Raw genomic sequence first — 13,242 nt, forward strand, 5'->3', positions numbered from 1 at the left:
CTCTCAGAGGGCCGCGTCGAACGGCAGCCCGGTGTAGTTCTCCGCCAGTTCGGCGGCCGCGTGCCGGGAGGTGGCGATCCGGTCGAGCTGCGAGAGCTGGAGCTGGGTCTCGAAGGGGGACTGCTCGGGGTCCGTGTGCAGGGTGGTCGTCATGAAGTACGAGAAGTGCTCGGCCCGCCACACGCGGCGCAGGCAGGTCGCGGAGTACTCCTCCAGCAGTTCGGCCGAGCCGGTGTCCTTGAGGTGCGCGAACGCCCGGGCCAGGACGATGACGTCGGCGGCCGCCAGGTTGAGCCCCTTGGCGCCGGTCGGCGGGACGATGTGCGCGGCGTCCCCGGCCAGGAAGAGCCGTCCGTACCGCATCGGCTCGGTGACGTGGCTGCGCATCGGCAGCACCGACTTGGCGGTGACGGTGCCGCGCTTGAGGCGCCAGGCCGGGTTCGCGTCGAGGGCGAGCCGGGCGTCCAGCTCGTCCCAGATCCGCTCGTCGGACCAGTCGGCGGGGTCGGTGCCGTTCGGGACCTGGAGGTAGAGCCGGCTGACGGACTCGGAGCGCATGCTGGCCAGGGCGAAGCCCCGCTCGGAGTGGGCGTAGATCAGCTCCTCGAAGACGGGCGGGGCGTCGGCGAGGATGCCCAGCCAGGAGTACGGGTACGTCCGCTCGTACGTCCGTTTCGCGCTCTCGGGGACCGCGTTCCGGGCCACCCCGTGGAAGCCGTCGCAGCCGACCACGTAGTCACAGGTCAGGGTCTGCTCACGGCCCTCGTGGGTGTAGCGGATCACGGGACGGTCGGTGTCGACGCCCTCGATCGCGTGCACCTCGGCCTCGAAGAGCAGCGGTGCGCCGTCGTCGAGATGCAGGGCGATGAGGTCCTTGACGACCTCGGTCTGGGCGTAGACCCACACCCGGCGGCCGCCGGTCAGCTCGGGGAAGTCGACGCGGTGGCCGCGCCCGCCGAAGCGCAGCTCGATGCCGTCGTGGGGCATGCCCTCCCGGTCCAGCCGCTCTCCCGCGCCGGCCGCCCGCAGCACGTCCACCGTCGCCTGCTCCAGGATGCCCGCGCGCTGACGCTGCTCCACATAGGCGCGGTCGCGGCGTTCCAGGACCACGCTGTCGATTCCCGCGCGGCGCAGCAGGCGGGCGAGCAGCAGCCCGGAGGGGCCACCGCCGATGATGCCGACGGTCGTGTGCATGAACTGTTCTCCTCGTCGTCGAGGACGGGCCCGTGTCCCCGGTCGGCCATCGGCCGGGGACACGGGCCGGTGCGGCTTCTCGTGTGGGCTCGCTGGTGCTGACCTCTTCACCCGGCTCCGGTTGTGGCTCCGGTTGTGGCTCCGGCTGCGGCTGCGGCCGTGGTGCTGCGGCTCGGTCCACCCGAGCGCCCGTCCACCACCATTCGTTCGCCTGGTGAAATTATCTTCACTGTGATGAGGTGAGTCTGCGCCGCCGCTCGCCCGGTGTCAACGGTCATCTCGTCCCCCCGTCGGCGGTCATGGCACGGCTGGCTGCCCGCTCCGCTCCATAGTGACCGTTTCCCACCGTGATGGACGGGCCGACGGGGAACCGGCGCCCGGGGCGGGCAGCAGACGGGGTGCGCGCGACGGCGCCGGACAAGCTGTGAGGCGGGTACGTGGCACCGCACATCACCGAGGTGGGTCACCTAGGTGGTTCATCCAGGGATGACACCAGAGGGATGACAGAAAGGGCGCCGGCGGCTCGCCGGTCGGCGCGAGGTGGTCGCCACGCCACGCCCGGCAAGGGCACAGGGCACAGGGCACAGGGCACAGGCACGAGACTCGGGGCTCAGTACTCACCGAGCGGGCGACGGCGTTTCGATGACTGGCGGACGGCGACCGGCGGCCGGTGACCAGTGACTCATGGCTGCCCGGACGAGCGGGCACGACTGCCGGACGCACGCGCGTCCGGCGCGGCGCGTGACTACTCGCCCCGCTCGGCGTCCTGCTCCTTCTGCTCCTTCTGCCGCTTCTTCTCCTTGATCCGGACCGCTTCCTTGCGTACCTCGGCCTGGGTGGCCCGCTCCCGCCGCAGCCACTCGGGGTCGTCCTGCTTCAGCGCGTCGATCTGCTCCGTGGTGAGCGGCTCGGTGACACCGCCGCGGGCGAGACCCGCGATGGAGACGCCCAGCTTCGCCGCCACCACCGGGCGGGGGTGCGGACCGTTGCTTCGCAGCTCACGCAGCCACTCGGGCGGGTCGGCCTGCAGCGCGTTCAGTTCGGCGCGCGAGACGACACCCTCCCGGAACTCGGCGGGGGTGGCTTCGAGGTACACACCCAGCTTCTTCGCCGCGGTCGCGGGCTTCATCGTCTGGGCGGTCTGGTGCGACGTCATGGTGTCAAGGGTATCGAGCATGTGAACCAGTCCCGACCACGCCCGGTAACCTGGCGGGGTGACAGGCTCGGAAGTGTCCCCTTCGTTCCGGCTCGCGTATGTCCCGGGAGTGACACCCAGTAAATGGGTGCGGATCTGGAACGAGCGGCTGCCCGACGTACCTCTGCACCTCCTCTCCGTGTCCGCCGCCGAGGCGGGCGGCGTGCTGCGGGACGGCGGTGCCGACGTGGGTCTGGTCCGGCTGCCGGTCGACCGTACGGTCCTCAGCGCGATCCCGCTCTACACGGAGACCACGGTCGTCGTGGTCCCCAAGGACCATCTCGTGGCGGCGGCCGACGAGGTGTCCACCGAGGACCTCGCCGACGACATCCTGCTGCACCCCCTGGACGACGTACTGGGCTGGGAGCGTCCGCCGGGCCGGCCCGCGTTCGAGCGCCCCGCCACCACCGCCGACGCCGTGGAGCTGGTGGCGGCGGGCATCGGGCTGCTGGTGGTGCCGCAGTCCCTCGCCCGCCTGCACCACCGCAAGGACCTGACCTACCGGCCGGTCACGGACGCCCCCCAGTCGGACGTGGTCCTGTCGTGGCCGGAGGACGCCACCACCGACCTGGTGGAGGACTTCATCGGCATCGTCCGGGGCCGGACCGTCAACAGCACACGGGGACGGCAGCAGCCCCCCGCACAGCCCAAGGCCAAGCGCCCCGCGTCGAGCGGCACCGCGCAGCGGAAGCCGGCGGGCGACAGGTCTGCCGGGCAGAACCGGCGGAGCACGTCCGGTGGATCCGGCAGGTCGGGCGGGTCAGGCAAGTCCGGCGGTTCGGGCCGATCCGGCGGGTCGGGCAGGTCCGGCGGGACCGGGAGCGGCCGGCGCGGCAAGCCGCGGCGACGGTCGTAGGCCGGGGGGACCTCCACGGGCCGCGGGCCGCTCACCGACCCGCTCGCCCGCACGCTCGCGAGCGGCACCCTGCGGAGCCGGAGCCGGAGCCGCAGGGCCGCGGCATGCGCGTCGTCTCCGTGTCGCCTTCGGCCGCGACACTGCGGCCGGCCGTACGGCGCCGAGCCGGCCTCTCACCGCAGGGTCGCCTGCTGTCAGGTGTGCCCCGAACCGACTGGAGCAGTAGTCGCTTCCGTCGTGTGTGTCAGGGGCGCGGGAAGTCGTTCGAGGCTCTCCTCCAGCTCGTCCAGGGCCCGTCGCGCCGCGGCGATGCGGTCACGCACGTCCCGTTCGGAGGCGCCGGCCGTGCCGGTGGTCGGCGGGCCGGGCTCGTCCTTCTCTTCCCGCTCCAGCTCCCGGGCCTCCTCGAGCGACGTGATGACCACTCCGATGAGGACGTTGACCAGGACGAAGGAGGCGAGCAGGACATAGGAGGCGTAGTAGAGGATGCTCCAGCGGGAGATCGCCAGACCGTCGCGGACGATGTCACCGAGGCCGTCCAGGGTCATCAGGAGGAAGAGGGTGAGCACGGCGCGGCCGATGGAGCCGTAGTGCCCGGGGTCGGCGTCGGCGAAGAAGACCCAGCCGACCATCGCGTACACGTACAGCAGCAGCGCGCCCACCAGCAGGAAGCTCACCGTGCCGGGCAGGCTGTGGACCACCGCCACCAGAACGATGCGCAGTTGGGGCAGGAAACGGGCCGCGCGCAGCACGCGGGCCAGTCGCAGCAGCCGCAGCACGGTGGCGTTCTCCCGTACGACCGGCAGGAAGGCGCACAGGACCACGGCGAGGTCGAAGAGGTTCCACGGATCGCGGAAGAAGTCCCGCGGCCGGTCGGCGTGGGCGCCGGCCCGCAGGAGTATCTCGGCGGTGAACGCGGCCAGGAAGCCGTGCTCGACCAGCTTCAGCTCGTCGTGCCAGCGGTGCAGCACCCCCGCGTACGTCTCGATGCCGAGGACGGCGGCGTTGGCGAGGATGAGCGCGAAGGCGCCGACGGCGAACCAGCGGGCCTCGGTCACGGCGCGGCAGCGTGCGGCCACGATCTGGCGGGGGGTTAAGCGGGTGGTTCCGTCGTGCGTCATCGGGTTGTTCTCAGTTCCCTCACCGGCATGTCATGGAGCGCCCCCGCCGGAAGTGGATCTTAGTGAGTACGCACTCCCGGACGGTGTCCGAGGGGTGAACTCGGGCTCTGCGGTCGTTGCCTCGTTTCTCCACCCCCACTGGTAACTTCTACAATCATGTAGAAGACCGATGTCCGCAACGGCTCGGTCTCCGGTCCACCTCTGACACGTATGGAGTCCTCATGGCCCTCTGGGACCGCATCAAGGAGTCCGCATCGACGATGCAGACCCAGCTGGCGGCGAAGAAGAACGACCTCAAGAGCGGCGCCTTCCGTGACGCCGGCATGGCGATGTGCGCCCTGGTCGCCGCCGCCGACGGCACGATCGACCCGGCCGAGCGGCGGCGCGTGGCCCAGCTGATCGCCACCAACGAGGTGCTGCAGAACTTCGACGCCATGGACCTGCAACGGCGCTTCGAGAACAACCTGGACAAGCTCACCGCCGACTTCGACTTCGGCAAGGTCAGCGTCCTGCAGGAGATCGCCAAGGCGAAGAAGAAGCCCGCCGAGGCCCGCGCCGTGATCCAGATCGGCATCGTCATCGGCGGCGCCGACGGCGACTTCGACAAGACCGAGCAGGCCGTCGTCCGCGAGGCGTGCTTCGCGCTCGATCTGCCGCCGCACGAGTTCGACCTCTGACCCGCCCCACGACGCCCGTGCCGGGCGGACGCCGGTGACGGCTCCGGCCCGGCACCGAGCAGGCCTCACCATGTCCGCGCAGGCACACCCGCGGGCCGTGGACGTAGCGGACGACGATCCCCGGCCCGAGCCGGGCCACGCCGACCGGGCCGGGTCACGCGGGCCGAGCCGCACCGGAACGGCGCCGCCTCCGCCGGAGGCAGGGCCTGCGGTTCGCGGTTCACCAGGACGTCGTCCGGAGTGATCCGCGCCGCGCCGAGGGAACCAGCGCGCAGTGGCTGCGCGGTCTGCTGGACACCTGAGCTCTGCGCCGGCTCGTGTCGCCGGCCCCGAGTGAAGCCGCAGAAGACCAGTCATCCCTCGTGCACGCCGTGAACGTCGCCCCTATGCCATTCGCCAGCGCGATGTGACTCGTCCGTCGCTGCCGTCCAGGGAGTGGAGATCGTGCGCCACCAGCGCGGTGTCGGCCCGCGGGCTCAGGCGAGGGCGGCGACCAGCAGGGCGAGGGCGGCGATGATGACGGCGACGCGGACGTAGTGGAAGCGGTCCCAGCGGTTCATCTGCTCCTTCCAGTCCTCGGGCCGGTTCTCGGTGGTCCACGTCTTGCCCCGGTTGTTGATCGGGACGAGCAGCAGAAGCGACATGATCATGCTGAGGATCAGCAGCGCGCCGGCGGTGACGACCAGGCCGGTGCCGTGCTGGTGCCGCGCTGGTGCCGTCCGGCGATGGCCCGGACCGCGACGAGGACGAGTGCAGTGATGTACCAGACCGGCATCACGGCGCCGAGCATCCGGCCCCCCGTGGGCGCGGCCGAGTCGGCCACTGTCACCGGGGAGTCCGTTGAGGATCGGGTTGATGATGATGACGAAGGCGACGGAGAACTCCACCCCCACCATCACGCCGACGACCACGGTGGTGAACACCTCGAGTGCGCTGAGCATGACGCTCTCCCTGTGCCGACCCCGACCAGCAGACGGAGAACCCTCCTACAGCTACTCCCCCAAGGAGCTCGGGCACTTCCAGTGCCGCGTCAGGCGCCGTTCGCCCTGTGGTTCGCGGCGTGCGCCGACTGATTTCCGCGCGCAGCCGGGACCGTGCGTTCGTGCACGCCGAGTCACGCGTCGCCTTGCGCGCGCATGAGTGTGTCGAGTCGCTGCCATGCCGGGGACGAGGCGTTGACCGTGCTCTGGATGAGGGCTGGGATATCGGAGGCTGCGTCCGTCTCGGGCAGGTGCGGTCGTCCCACCCCTCGGCGTGGTACGAGGTGCCGGGCGGTCACAGGCCCACATCGCGGCTTCTGATGTCCTCGATGGACTCCCGGCGGACGAGCAGGCGGGCGAGTCCGTCGCGTACGGCGGCCACGGGCGGGCGTCCGACCAGGTTGTAGCCGGAGGCCATCGACAGGTGGTAGGCACCGGCCACGGGTACGGCGAGCAGGTCGCCGGGGCGTACGTCGGCGGGGAGTTCCACGTCGGCGGCGAGCACGTCACCCGCCTCGCAGTGCCGGCCCACCACAGTGACCCGAGTTCCTTCCGCGGTGCTGTGCCGGCCGATCAGGCGGGGCGCGTACCGGACGCCGTACAGGGCGGGGCGCGGATTGTCGCTCATACCGCCGTCGACCGCTACGAAGACGTGGTCGCCCGTCTGCTTCACGGACAGGACGTGGTACAGGGCGATCCCGGCGGGACCCACGATCGCCCGGCCCGGTTCGATGATCAGGCGGGGTACCGGCAGGCCGGCCGCCGTGCACGCGTCCGCGAGTTCGGTGCGGACCTTGCGGGCCAGTGCCGTCAGGTCCAGGGCCTGCTCGCCGGGGCGGTAGGCGATGCCGTGGCCGCCGCCGAGGTCGAGTTCGGGCAGGACCAGGCCGTGCTGCTCGTGCAGGCGGGTCATGAGGCCGACCAGGCGGCGTACGGCGACGAGGTACGGCCTGACGCCGGTGATCTGGGAGCCCAGGTGGCAGTGCAGGCCGGTGAGTCGCAGCTGCGGCTGGTCGAGGATGCGGGCGATGGCGTGCTGGGCGTATCCGTCGGTGATCGACAGGCCGGACTTCTGGTCGTCCGTGCCGGTGCGGATCTTCTCGTGGCCGCCCGCGCCGATGCCGGGCACCACCCGGACCATCACCTTCTGGTGCCCGCCCGGGCCGACGGCGGCGGCCAGCCGCGCGACCTCCGAGGGGCTGTCGATGACGATCCGGCCGACGCCCAGGCGCAGGGCGGTGTCCAGGTCGCGGGGGGACTTGGCGTTGCCGTGCAGCACGATCCGCTCCGGCGGGAAGCCGGCGGTGACGGCGAGTTCGAGCTCGCCGGCCGAGCAGACGTCGAGGCCGAGGCCCTCCTCGGCCGTCCAGCGGGCCATGGCCCGGCACAGGAACGCTTTGGCCGCGTAGAGCACTTCGGCGTCGGGGAAGGCGGTCCGGTAGGTGCGGCAGCGGTCGCGGACCTCGGCCTCGTCCAGGACGTAGACGGGGGTGCCGAAGCGGTCGGCGATCTCGGTGAGCGGTACGCCGCCCACGGCCAGGGCACCCGGCCGGGGCTCGGTGGCCGAGGCGGGCCACACCGACAGCTCGGCGGCCGTGGTGGGGGCGGGAGGTTCGTGCAGCGTGGTCATCGTCTCTGCCTCTCTCAGGCGGACCGCAGCGCAGGGGCCGGTGCCGATGCGGGGCTCGTCGAGGTGACCGCCGTGACCGGCGCGGGAGCCGGGGCGGTGAACTGCGGGTCGACCGTGACGGTGGTGATGCCGAGCGGGGCGGTCAGTGCGCGCAGGGCCGGCGCGGCGAGGCGGATCCACGCCTGGTCCGGGCCGAGCGTGGCGGTCAGCCTGCGCTCGGAGGTGAAGCCGACGGCCGTGCGGTCACCGAGCGGTGTGCGGAAGAGCCGGGCCGCACACCCGGAGGGGCCCGGCCGGACCGGGACGTACAGAGGTCCGGCCGGGAACCGATCGGAGGGTTCGGGGTCGTCGCCGTACAGGAGCTCTGTCATGGGTGCCTTCCGAGGGGATGAGGGGGCGCAGGAAGCGCGCGGATCCGGGCTTCTAAAGGCCCCGGACGCGGGGAGGCGGACCGGGGCCCGCCGTCGACGGTATGCCCGGTGTTCATGGGGTCCGGATCCGTCCTGACGGGACGCTGACGGTGATCCTGACGGCCTTGACGGGATGCTGACGCGCCTGGTGGGAGCTGCTGGCCCGGCACCTCCTCCAGAAGGTCTGGGGCGGCGCGTACGACCGTCACCTCGTCGCCACGAGGTCCTCGAGCGCGATGTTGAGTTCCAGGACGTTCACCCGCGGCTCGCCCATGAAGCCGAGCGTACGGCCCTCGGTGTGCTCGTCGACGAGCTTCTCCACCTCGGCGACGGGCAGGCCGTTCCTCTCGGCGACCCGGTGCACCTGGATGTCCGCGTACTGCGGGGAGATGTGCGGATCCAGGCCGGATCCGGAGGAGGTCACCGCGTCGGCGGGGACGTCGGACGGCTCGACCGTGTACCCGGGAACGGAGTTGTCCTCGATGACGGCGGCCTTGGCATCCGTCACCCACTGGACCAGCTCTTCGTTGTCGCCGGACCGGTTGGTCGCGCCCGACAGGATGAGCTCGTACCGGGTGTTGACACTGTTGGCACCGAGGCCGTTCTGCGGACGGCCCTGGAACCACTTCAAGTCCGCGTCCGGGGTCTCCTGACCCCCCTTCAGCGGCAGGTTGTAGGACTGCCCGATCAGGGACGAGCCGACGACCCGGCCGTCCGCCTCGGTCTCGGAGCCGGTGGCCTGGTCGGAGAACAGCCCCTGGGCGACGCCGGTGACGACGAGTGGATAGATGACGCCGGTCACCAGGGTCAGTACGAGGAGGGCGCGCAGGCCCGCCCCGAGCAACCGGGCGGTGTTGGTCACGGAGTTGTTCATCGCAGTCAGCCGATTCCGGGGATGATGAGGGAGAGAAGCAGGTCGACGACCTTGATGCCGATGAAGGGCGCGATCAGGCCGCCGAGGCCGTAGACGGCGAGGTTGCGCCGCAGCATCCTGTCCGCGCTCACCGGCCGGTACCGCACGCCCTTCAGGGACAGCGGCACCAGCGCGATGATGACCAGCGCGTTGAAGACGACCGCGGACAGGATCGCGGAGTCCGGCGAGGACAGGCCCATGATGTTGAGCTTGTCCAGGCCCGGGTAGACCGCCGCGAACAGGGCCGGGATGATCGCGAAGTACTTCGCTACGTCGTTGGCGATGGAGAACGTCGTCAACGCGCCCCGTGTGATGAGGAGTTGCTTGCCGATCTCGACGATCTCGATGAGCTTGGTCGGGTCGGAGTCGAGGTCGACCATGTTGCCGGCCTCCTTGGCGGCCGACGTGCCCGTGTTCATCGCCACGCCGACGTCCGCCTGGGCCAGCGCGGGCGCGTCGTTCGTCCCGTCACCGGTCATCGCCACCAGCTTGCCGCCGGCCTGCTCGCGCTTGATGAGCGCCATCTTGTCCTCGGGGGTGGCCTCGGCGAGGAAGTCGTCGACGCCGGCCTCCTCGGCGATCGCCTTCGCCGTCAGCGGGTTGTCACCCGTGATCATGACGGTCTTGATGCCCATGCGGCGCAGTTCCTCGAACCGCTCCCGCATGCCCTCCTTGACCACGTCCTTCAGGTGGATGACACCGAGGACGCGGGCGCCCTCGCCGTCCTGGACCGCCACGAGCAGCGGGGTGCCGCCCGCCTCGGAGATCCGGTGGGCGATCCGGTCCGCGTCCCCGGCGACCGTGCCGCCCCGCTCCTCGACCCAGGCGACGACCGAGGCGGTCGCGCCCTTGCGGATCCTCCTGCCGTCGACGTCCACGCCCGACATCCGGGTCCGGGCGGTGAACTCGATCCACTCGGCACCGGTCAGCTCGCCCTGGTGCCGCTCACGCAGCCCGTACCTCTCCTTCGCCAGAACAACGATCGAGCGGCCCTCGGGCGTCTCGTCGGCCAGCGAGGAGAGCTGGGCGGCATCCGCCACCTCGGCCCCGGTGATGCCGCTCACCGGCACGAACTCGGCGGCCTGGCGGTTGCCCAGGGTGATGGTGCCGGTCTTGTCGAGCAGCAGCGTGGACACGTCGCCGGCGGCCTCGACCGCACGGCCCGACATGGCCAGGACGTTGCGCTGCACCAGGCGGTCCATGCCCGCGATGCCGATCGCCGACAGCAGCGCGCCGATCGTGGTGGGGATCAGGCAGACCAGCAACGCCACCAGCACGACCGTCGTCAGATCGGTACCGGCGTAGTGCGCAAGGGGCGGCAGGGTGGCGCAGGCGAGCAGGAAGACGATGGTGAGCGACGCCAGCAGGATGTTCAGGGCTATCTCGTTGGGCGTCTTCTGCCGGGCCGCGCCCTCGACCAGGTTGATCATCCGGTCGATGAAGGTCTCGCCGGGCTTTGTCGTGATCCTGACGACGATGCGGTCGGAGAGGACCTTCGTCCCGCCGGTGACGGCCGAGCGGTCGCCGCCGGACTCCCGGATGACGGGCGCGGACTCGCCCGTGATCGCCGACTCGTCGACGCTGGCCACACCCTCGACGACGTCGCCGTCGCCGGGGATGACGTCCCTGGCCTCGCAGACCACCAAGTCGCCGATCCTGAGTTCGGTGCCGGGAACGTGTTCTTCGGTGTCGCCCACGAGCCGGCGGGCGACCATGTCCGTCTTGGCCTTGCGCAGGGTGTCGGCCTGGGCCTTGCCCCGGCCCTCGGCGACCGCCTCCGCCAGGTTGGCGAAGACGACGGTCAGCCAGAGCCAGGCGCTGATGGTCCAGCCGAACCAGTCGGCCGGGTCCGTGAAGGAGAACACCGTGGTCAGTACGGACCCGATCCACACCACGAACATCACGGGCGACTTGACCATCACCCGCGGGTCGAGCTTACGGAAGGCGTCCGGCAGCGACTTGATCAGCAGTGCCGGGTCGAAGAGGCCCGCGCCGACACGGCCCTCGGCGGGCTTGTGCCCGGTGGGCACATCGCTGTGCGGCGCCCGGGTGGGAGTGGCTGTGGACATCGGGTCCTCTTGGTTCGCTGTACGGGTTTCTGTACGGGTTTCTGTACGGGTTTCTGTACGGGTCTTTGTGCGGGACTCTGTACGGATGGTCATCACGCCAGTCCCTCGGCGAGCGGGCCCAGCGCCAGGGCCGGGAAGTACGTCAGACCGGTGATGATCAGGATCGCGCCCACCAGCAGGCCGGTGAACAACGGCTTCTCCGTGCGCAGGGTGCCCGCGGTGACCGGGACCGGCCGCTGCCCGGCGAGCGAGCCCGCGAGCGCCAGCACGAACACCATCGGCACGAACCGGCCCAGCAGCATGGCGATGCCGAGCGTGGTGTTGAACCACTGGGTGTCCGCGTTCAGGCCGGCGAAGGCCGAACCGTTGTTGTTCGCGGCGGACGTGTAGGCGTACAGGATCTCGGAGAAGCCGTGCGCGCCGCTGTTGGTCATCGAGTTCGCCGGGGTCGGCAGCGCCATGGCGCAGGCGGTGAGGGTCAGCACGAGCGCGGGGGTGACCAGGATGTAGCAGGCGGCGAGCTTGATCTCCCGGGTGCCGATCTTCTTGCCCAGGTACTCGGGGGTGCGGCCGACCATCAGACCGGCGATGAACACCGCGATGACCGCCATGATCAGCATGCCGTAGAGGCCGGAGCCGACACCGCCGGGCGCGATCTCGCCCAGCATCATGCCGAGCAGGGTGATGCCGCCGCCGAGGCCGGTGAAGGACGAGTGGAAGGAGTTCACCGCGCCGGTGGAGGTCAGCGTGGTCGACGTCGCGAAGATCGACGAGCCTCCGATGCCGAAGCGGACCTCCTTGCCCTCCATCGCCCCGCCCGCGATGTCGAACGCCGGACCGTGGTGGCTGAACTCGGTCCACATCATCAGGGCGACGAAGCCGACCCAGATGGTGGCCATGGTGGCGAGGATGGCGTACCCCTGCTTCACCGAGCCGACCATGACGCCGAAGGTGCGGGTGATCGAGAACGGGATGACGAGGATCAGGAAGATCTCGAAGAGGTTCGTGAACGGGGTTGGGTTCTCGAAGGGGTGGGCGGAGTTGGCGTTGAAGTAGCCGCCGCCGTTGGTGCCCAGCTCCTTGATGGCCTCCTGCGAGGCGACCGCGCCGCCGTTCCACTGCTGGGAGCCGCCCATGAACTGACCGACCTCGTGAATACCGGAGAAGTTCTGAATCACCCCGCAGGCGACCAGCACCACTGCGGCGACGAACGCCAGCGGCACCAGAATGCGCGTGACCCCGCGCACCAGGTCCGACCAGAAGTTGCCGAGCTCACCGCTGCGCGAGCGCGCGAACCCGCGCACCAACGCCACCGCGACGGCCATGCCCACCGCGGCCGACACGAAGTTCTGCACGGCCAGGCCGGCGGTCTGCACGACGTGGCCCATGGCCTGCTCGCCGTAGTACGACTGCCAGTTGGTGTTGGTCACGAAGGACACGGCGGTGTTGAACGCCTGGTCCGGGTCGATCGCGGCGAAGCCCAGCGAGCCGGGCAGGAGTCCCTGGAGCCGCTGCAGCAGGTAGAGGAAGAGGACACCGACGGCCGAGAAGGCGAGGACGCCGCGCAGGTACGCGGGCCAGGTCATCTCGGCGTCGGGGTTGGCACCGATGCCCTTGTAGATCCACTTCTCGACGCGCAGGTGCTTCGTCGAGGAGTAGACCCTGGCCATGTGGTTGCCGAGCGGGATGTGCACAAGCGCCAGCGCGCCGATGAGGGCGAGCAGCTGGAGCACGCCGGCGGTTACGGGACCCATGGTGTATCTCAGAACCTCTCCGGGAAGATCAGGGCGAGGACGAGATAACCCAGCAGGGCGACGGCAACGACCAGGCCGACGACGTTCTCGACGGTCACAGCTTCGTCACCCCCTTGGCGACAAGAGCCACCAGCGCGAAACCCGCGAGCACGGTGACGACGAAGGCCAGATCGGCCATCGCGAACTCCTCAATTGAGGTTCGGTGGAGACGGACCATTGAAGGAAAGCGCCTCCGTGGCCGGAACAGACCGCCCGTTGACGGCTCCCATACGGCGGCGCCCACGGCTTTGACGGCGCCCTGACGGGGCGCCCACGGCCTTGACGGGATCCTTACGGCCCCGGCCCCTACCGGCGAGTACGCCATCGCGCCGGTCGGGGACCCGGCTCACAGCAACCGGAAGCGGAGCCGGCAGATCACCGCGTCCGTCTCCCGCCGTACCGCG

12 protein-coding genes and 1 pseudogene are annotated in these 13,242 nt (G+C 70.4%); 2 read left to right on the plus strand and 11 right to left on the minus strand.

Annotation, left to right across the window (positions count from 1 at the left end):
- Nucleotides 1-3: 3 nt before the first annotated feature.
- Nucleotides 4-1,194: a 4-hydroxybenzoate 3-monooxygenase gene (locus IE242_RS09720; RefSeq protein ID WP_189857361.1), complete on the minus strand. Its 1,191-nt coding sequence runs from the start codon at nucleotides 1,192-1,194 to the stop codon at nucleotides 4-6.
- A 745-nt stretch (nucleotides 1,195-1,939) separates the two neighbouring features.
- Complete coding sequence (locus tag IE242_RS09725) at nucleotides 1,940-2,350, minus strand: DUF5997 family protein (RefSeq protein ID WP_189857362.1); 411 nt, start codon at nucleotides 2,348-2,350, stop codon at nucleotides 1,940-1,942.
- 58 nt (nucleotides 2,351-2,408) lie between these two features.
- On the opposite strand from IE242_RS09725, the gene IE242_RS09730 reads away from it, so the two are divergent.
- Entirely contained in the window at nucleotides 2,409-3,245 is an 837-nt protein-coding gene (locus IE242_RS09730) for a LysR family substrate-binding domain-containing protein (protein WP_189857364.1), read from the plus strand.
- 194 nt (nucleotides 3,246-3,439) lie between these two features.
- Here IE242_RS09730 and IE242_RS09735 read toward each other — a convergent pair whose 3' ends face one another.
- Nucleotides 3,440-4,366 (minus strand): ion transporter, encoded by a 927-nt coding sequence (locus IE242_RS09735; RefSeq protein ID WP_189857366.1) that lies wholly within the window; start codon nucleotides 4,364-4,366, stop codon nucleotides 3,440-3,442.
- A 221-nt stretch (nucleotides 4,367-4,587) separates the two neighbouring features.
- Between IE242_RS09735 and IE242_RS09740 the strand changes: the two genes are divergently transcribed.
- Nucleotides 4,588-5,043, plus strand: a complete 456-nt coding sequence (locus IE242_RS09740; RefSeq protein ID WP_189857368.1) for a tellurite resistance TerB family protein — start codon at nucleotides 4,588-4,590, stop codon at nucleotides 5,041-5,043.
- 476 nt (nucleotides 5,044-5,519) lie between these two features.
- Here IE242_RS09740 and IE242_RS09745 read toward each other — a convergent pair.
- From IE242_RS09745 to IE242_RS38560, 8 genes and pseudogenes are all read right to left on the minus strand, one after another.
- A pseudogene (locus tag IE242_RS09745) lies at nucleotides 5,520-5,984 on the minus strand (anthrone oxygenase family protein).
- Between the two features lie 334 nt (nucleotides 5,985-6,318).
- Nucleotides 6,319-7,653: a diaminopimelate decarboxylase gene (gene lysA, locus IE242_RS09750; RefSeq protein ID WP_189857370.1), complete on the minus strand. Its 1,335-nt coding sequence runs from the start codon at nucleotides 7,651-7,653 to the stop codon at nucleotides 6,319-6,321.
- 14 nt (nucleotides 7,654-7,667) lie between these two features.
- A complete protein-coding gene (locus tag IE242_RS09755; RefSeq protein ID WP_189857372.1) occupies nucleotides 7,668-8,024 on the minus strand; it encodes an SAV_915 family protein in 357 nt (118 codons plus the stop codon).
- A 244-nt stretch (nucleotides 8,025-8,268) separates the two neighbouring features.
- On the minus strand, nucleotides 8,269-8,937 hold the full coding sequence (locus IE242_RS09760) for a potassium-transporting ATPase subunit C (protein WP_189857374.1): 669 nt from the start codon (nucleotides 8,935-8,937) through the stop codon (nucleotides 8,269-8,271).
- Nucleotides 8,938-8,942: 5 nt separating this feature from the next.
- A complete protein-coding gene (gene kdpB / locus IE242_RS09765; protein WP_189857376.1) occupies nucleotides 8,943-11,045 on the minus strand; it encodes a potassium-transporting ATPase subunit KdpB in 2,103 nt (700 codons plus the stop codon).
- A gap of 92 nt (nucleotides 11,046-11,137) precedes the next feature.
- Nucleotides 11,138-12,799, minus strand: coding sequence for a potassium-transporting ATPase subunit KdpA (kdpA, locus tag IE242_RS09770; RefSeq protein ID WP_189857378.1), 1,662 nt, complete (start codon nucleotides 12,797-12,799; stop codon nucleotides 11,138-11,140).
- Between the two features lie 8 nt (nucleotides 12,800-12,807).
- Nucleotides 12,808-12,897, minus strand: coding sequence for a K(+)-transporting ATPase subunit F (gene kdpF, locus IE242_RS09775; RefSeq protein WP_037770757.1), 90 nt, complete (start codon nucleotides 12,895-12,897; stop codon nucleotides 12,808-12,810).
- Nucleotides 12,894-13,016: a hypothetical protein gene (locus IE242_RS38560; protein WP_268249437.1), complete on the minus strand. Its 123-nt coding sequence runs from the start codon at nucleotides 13,014-13,016 to the stop codon at nucleotides 12,894-12,896. The genes kdpF and IE242_RS38560 overlap by 4 nt, the downstream gene beginning before the upstream one ends.
- Between the last annotated feature and the right edge of the window lie 226 nt (nucleotides 13,017-13,242).

Source organism: Streptomyces poonensis, assembly GCF_014650915.1.
GTDB classification, from domain to species: Bacteria; Actinomycetota; Actinomycetes; order Streptomycetales; family Streptomycetaceae; genus Streptomyces; species Streptomyces poonensis.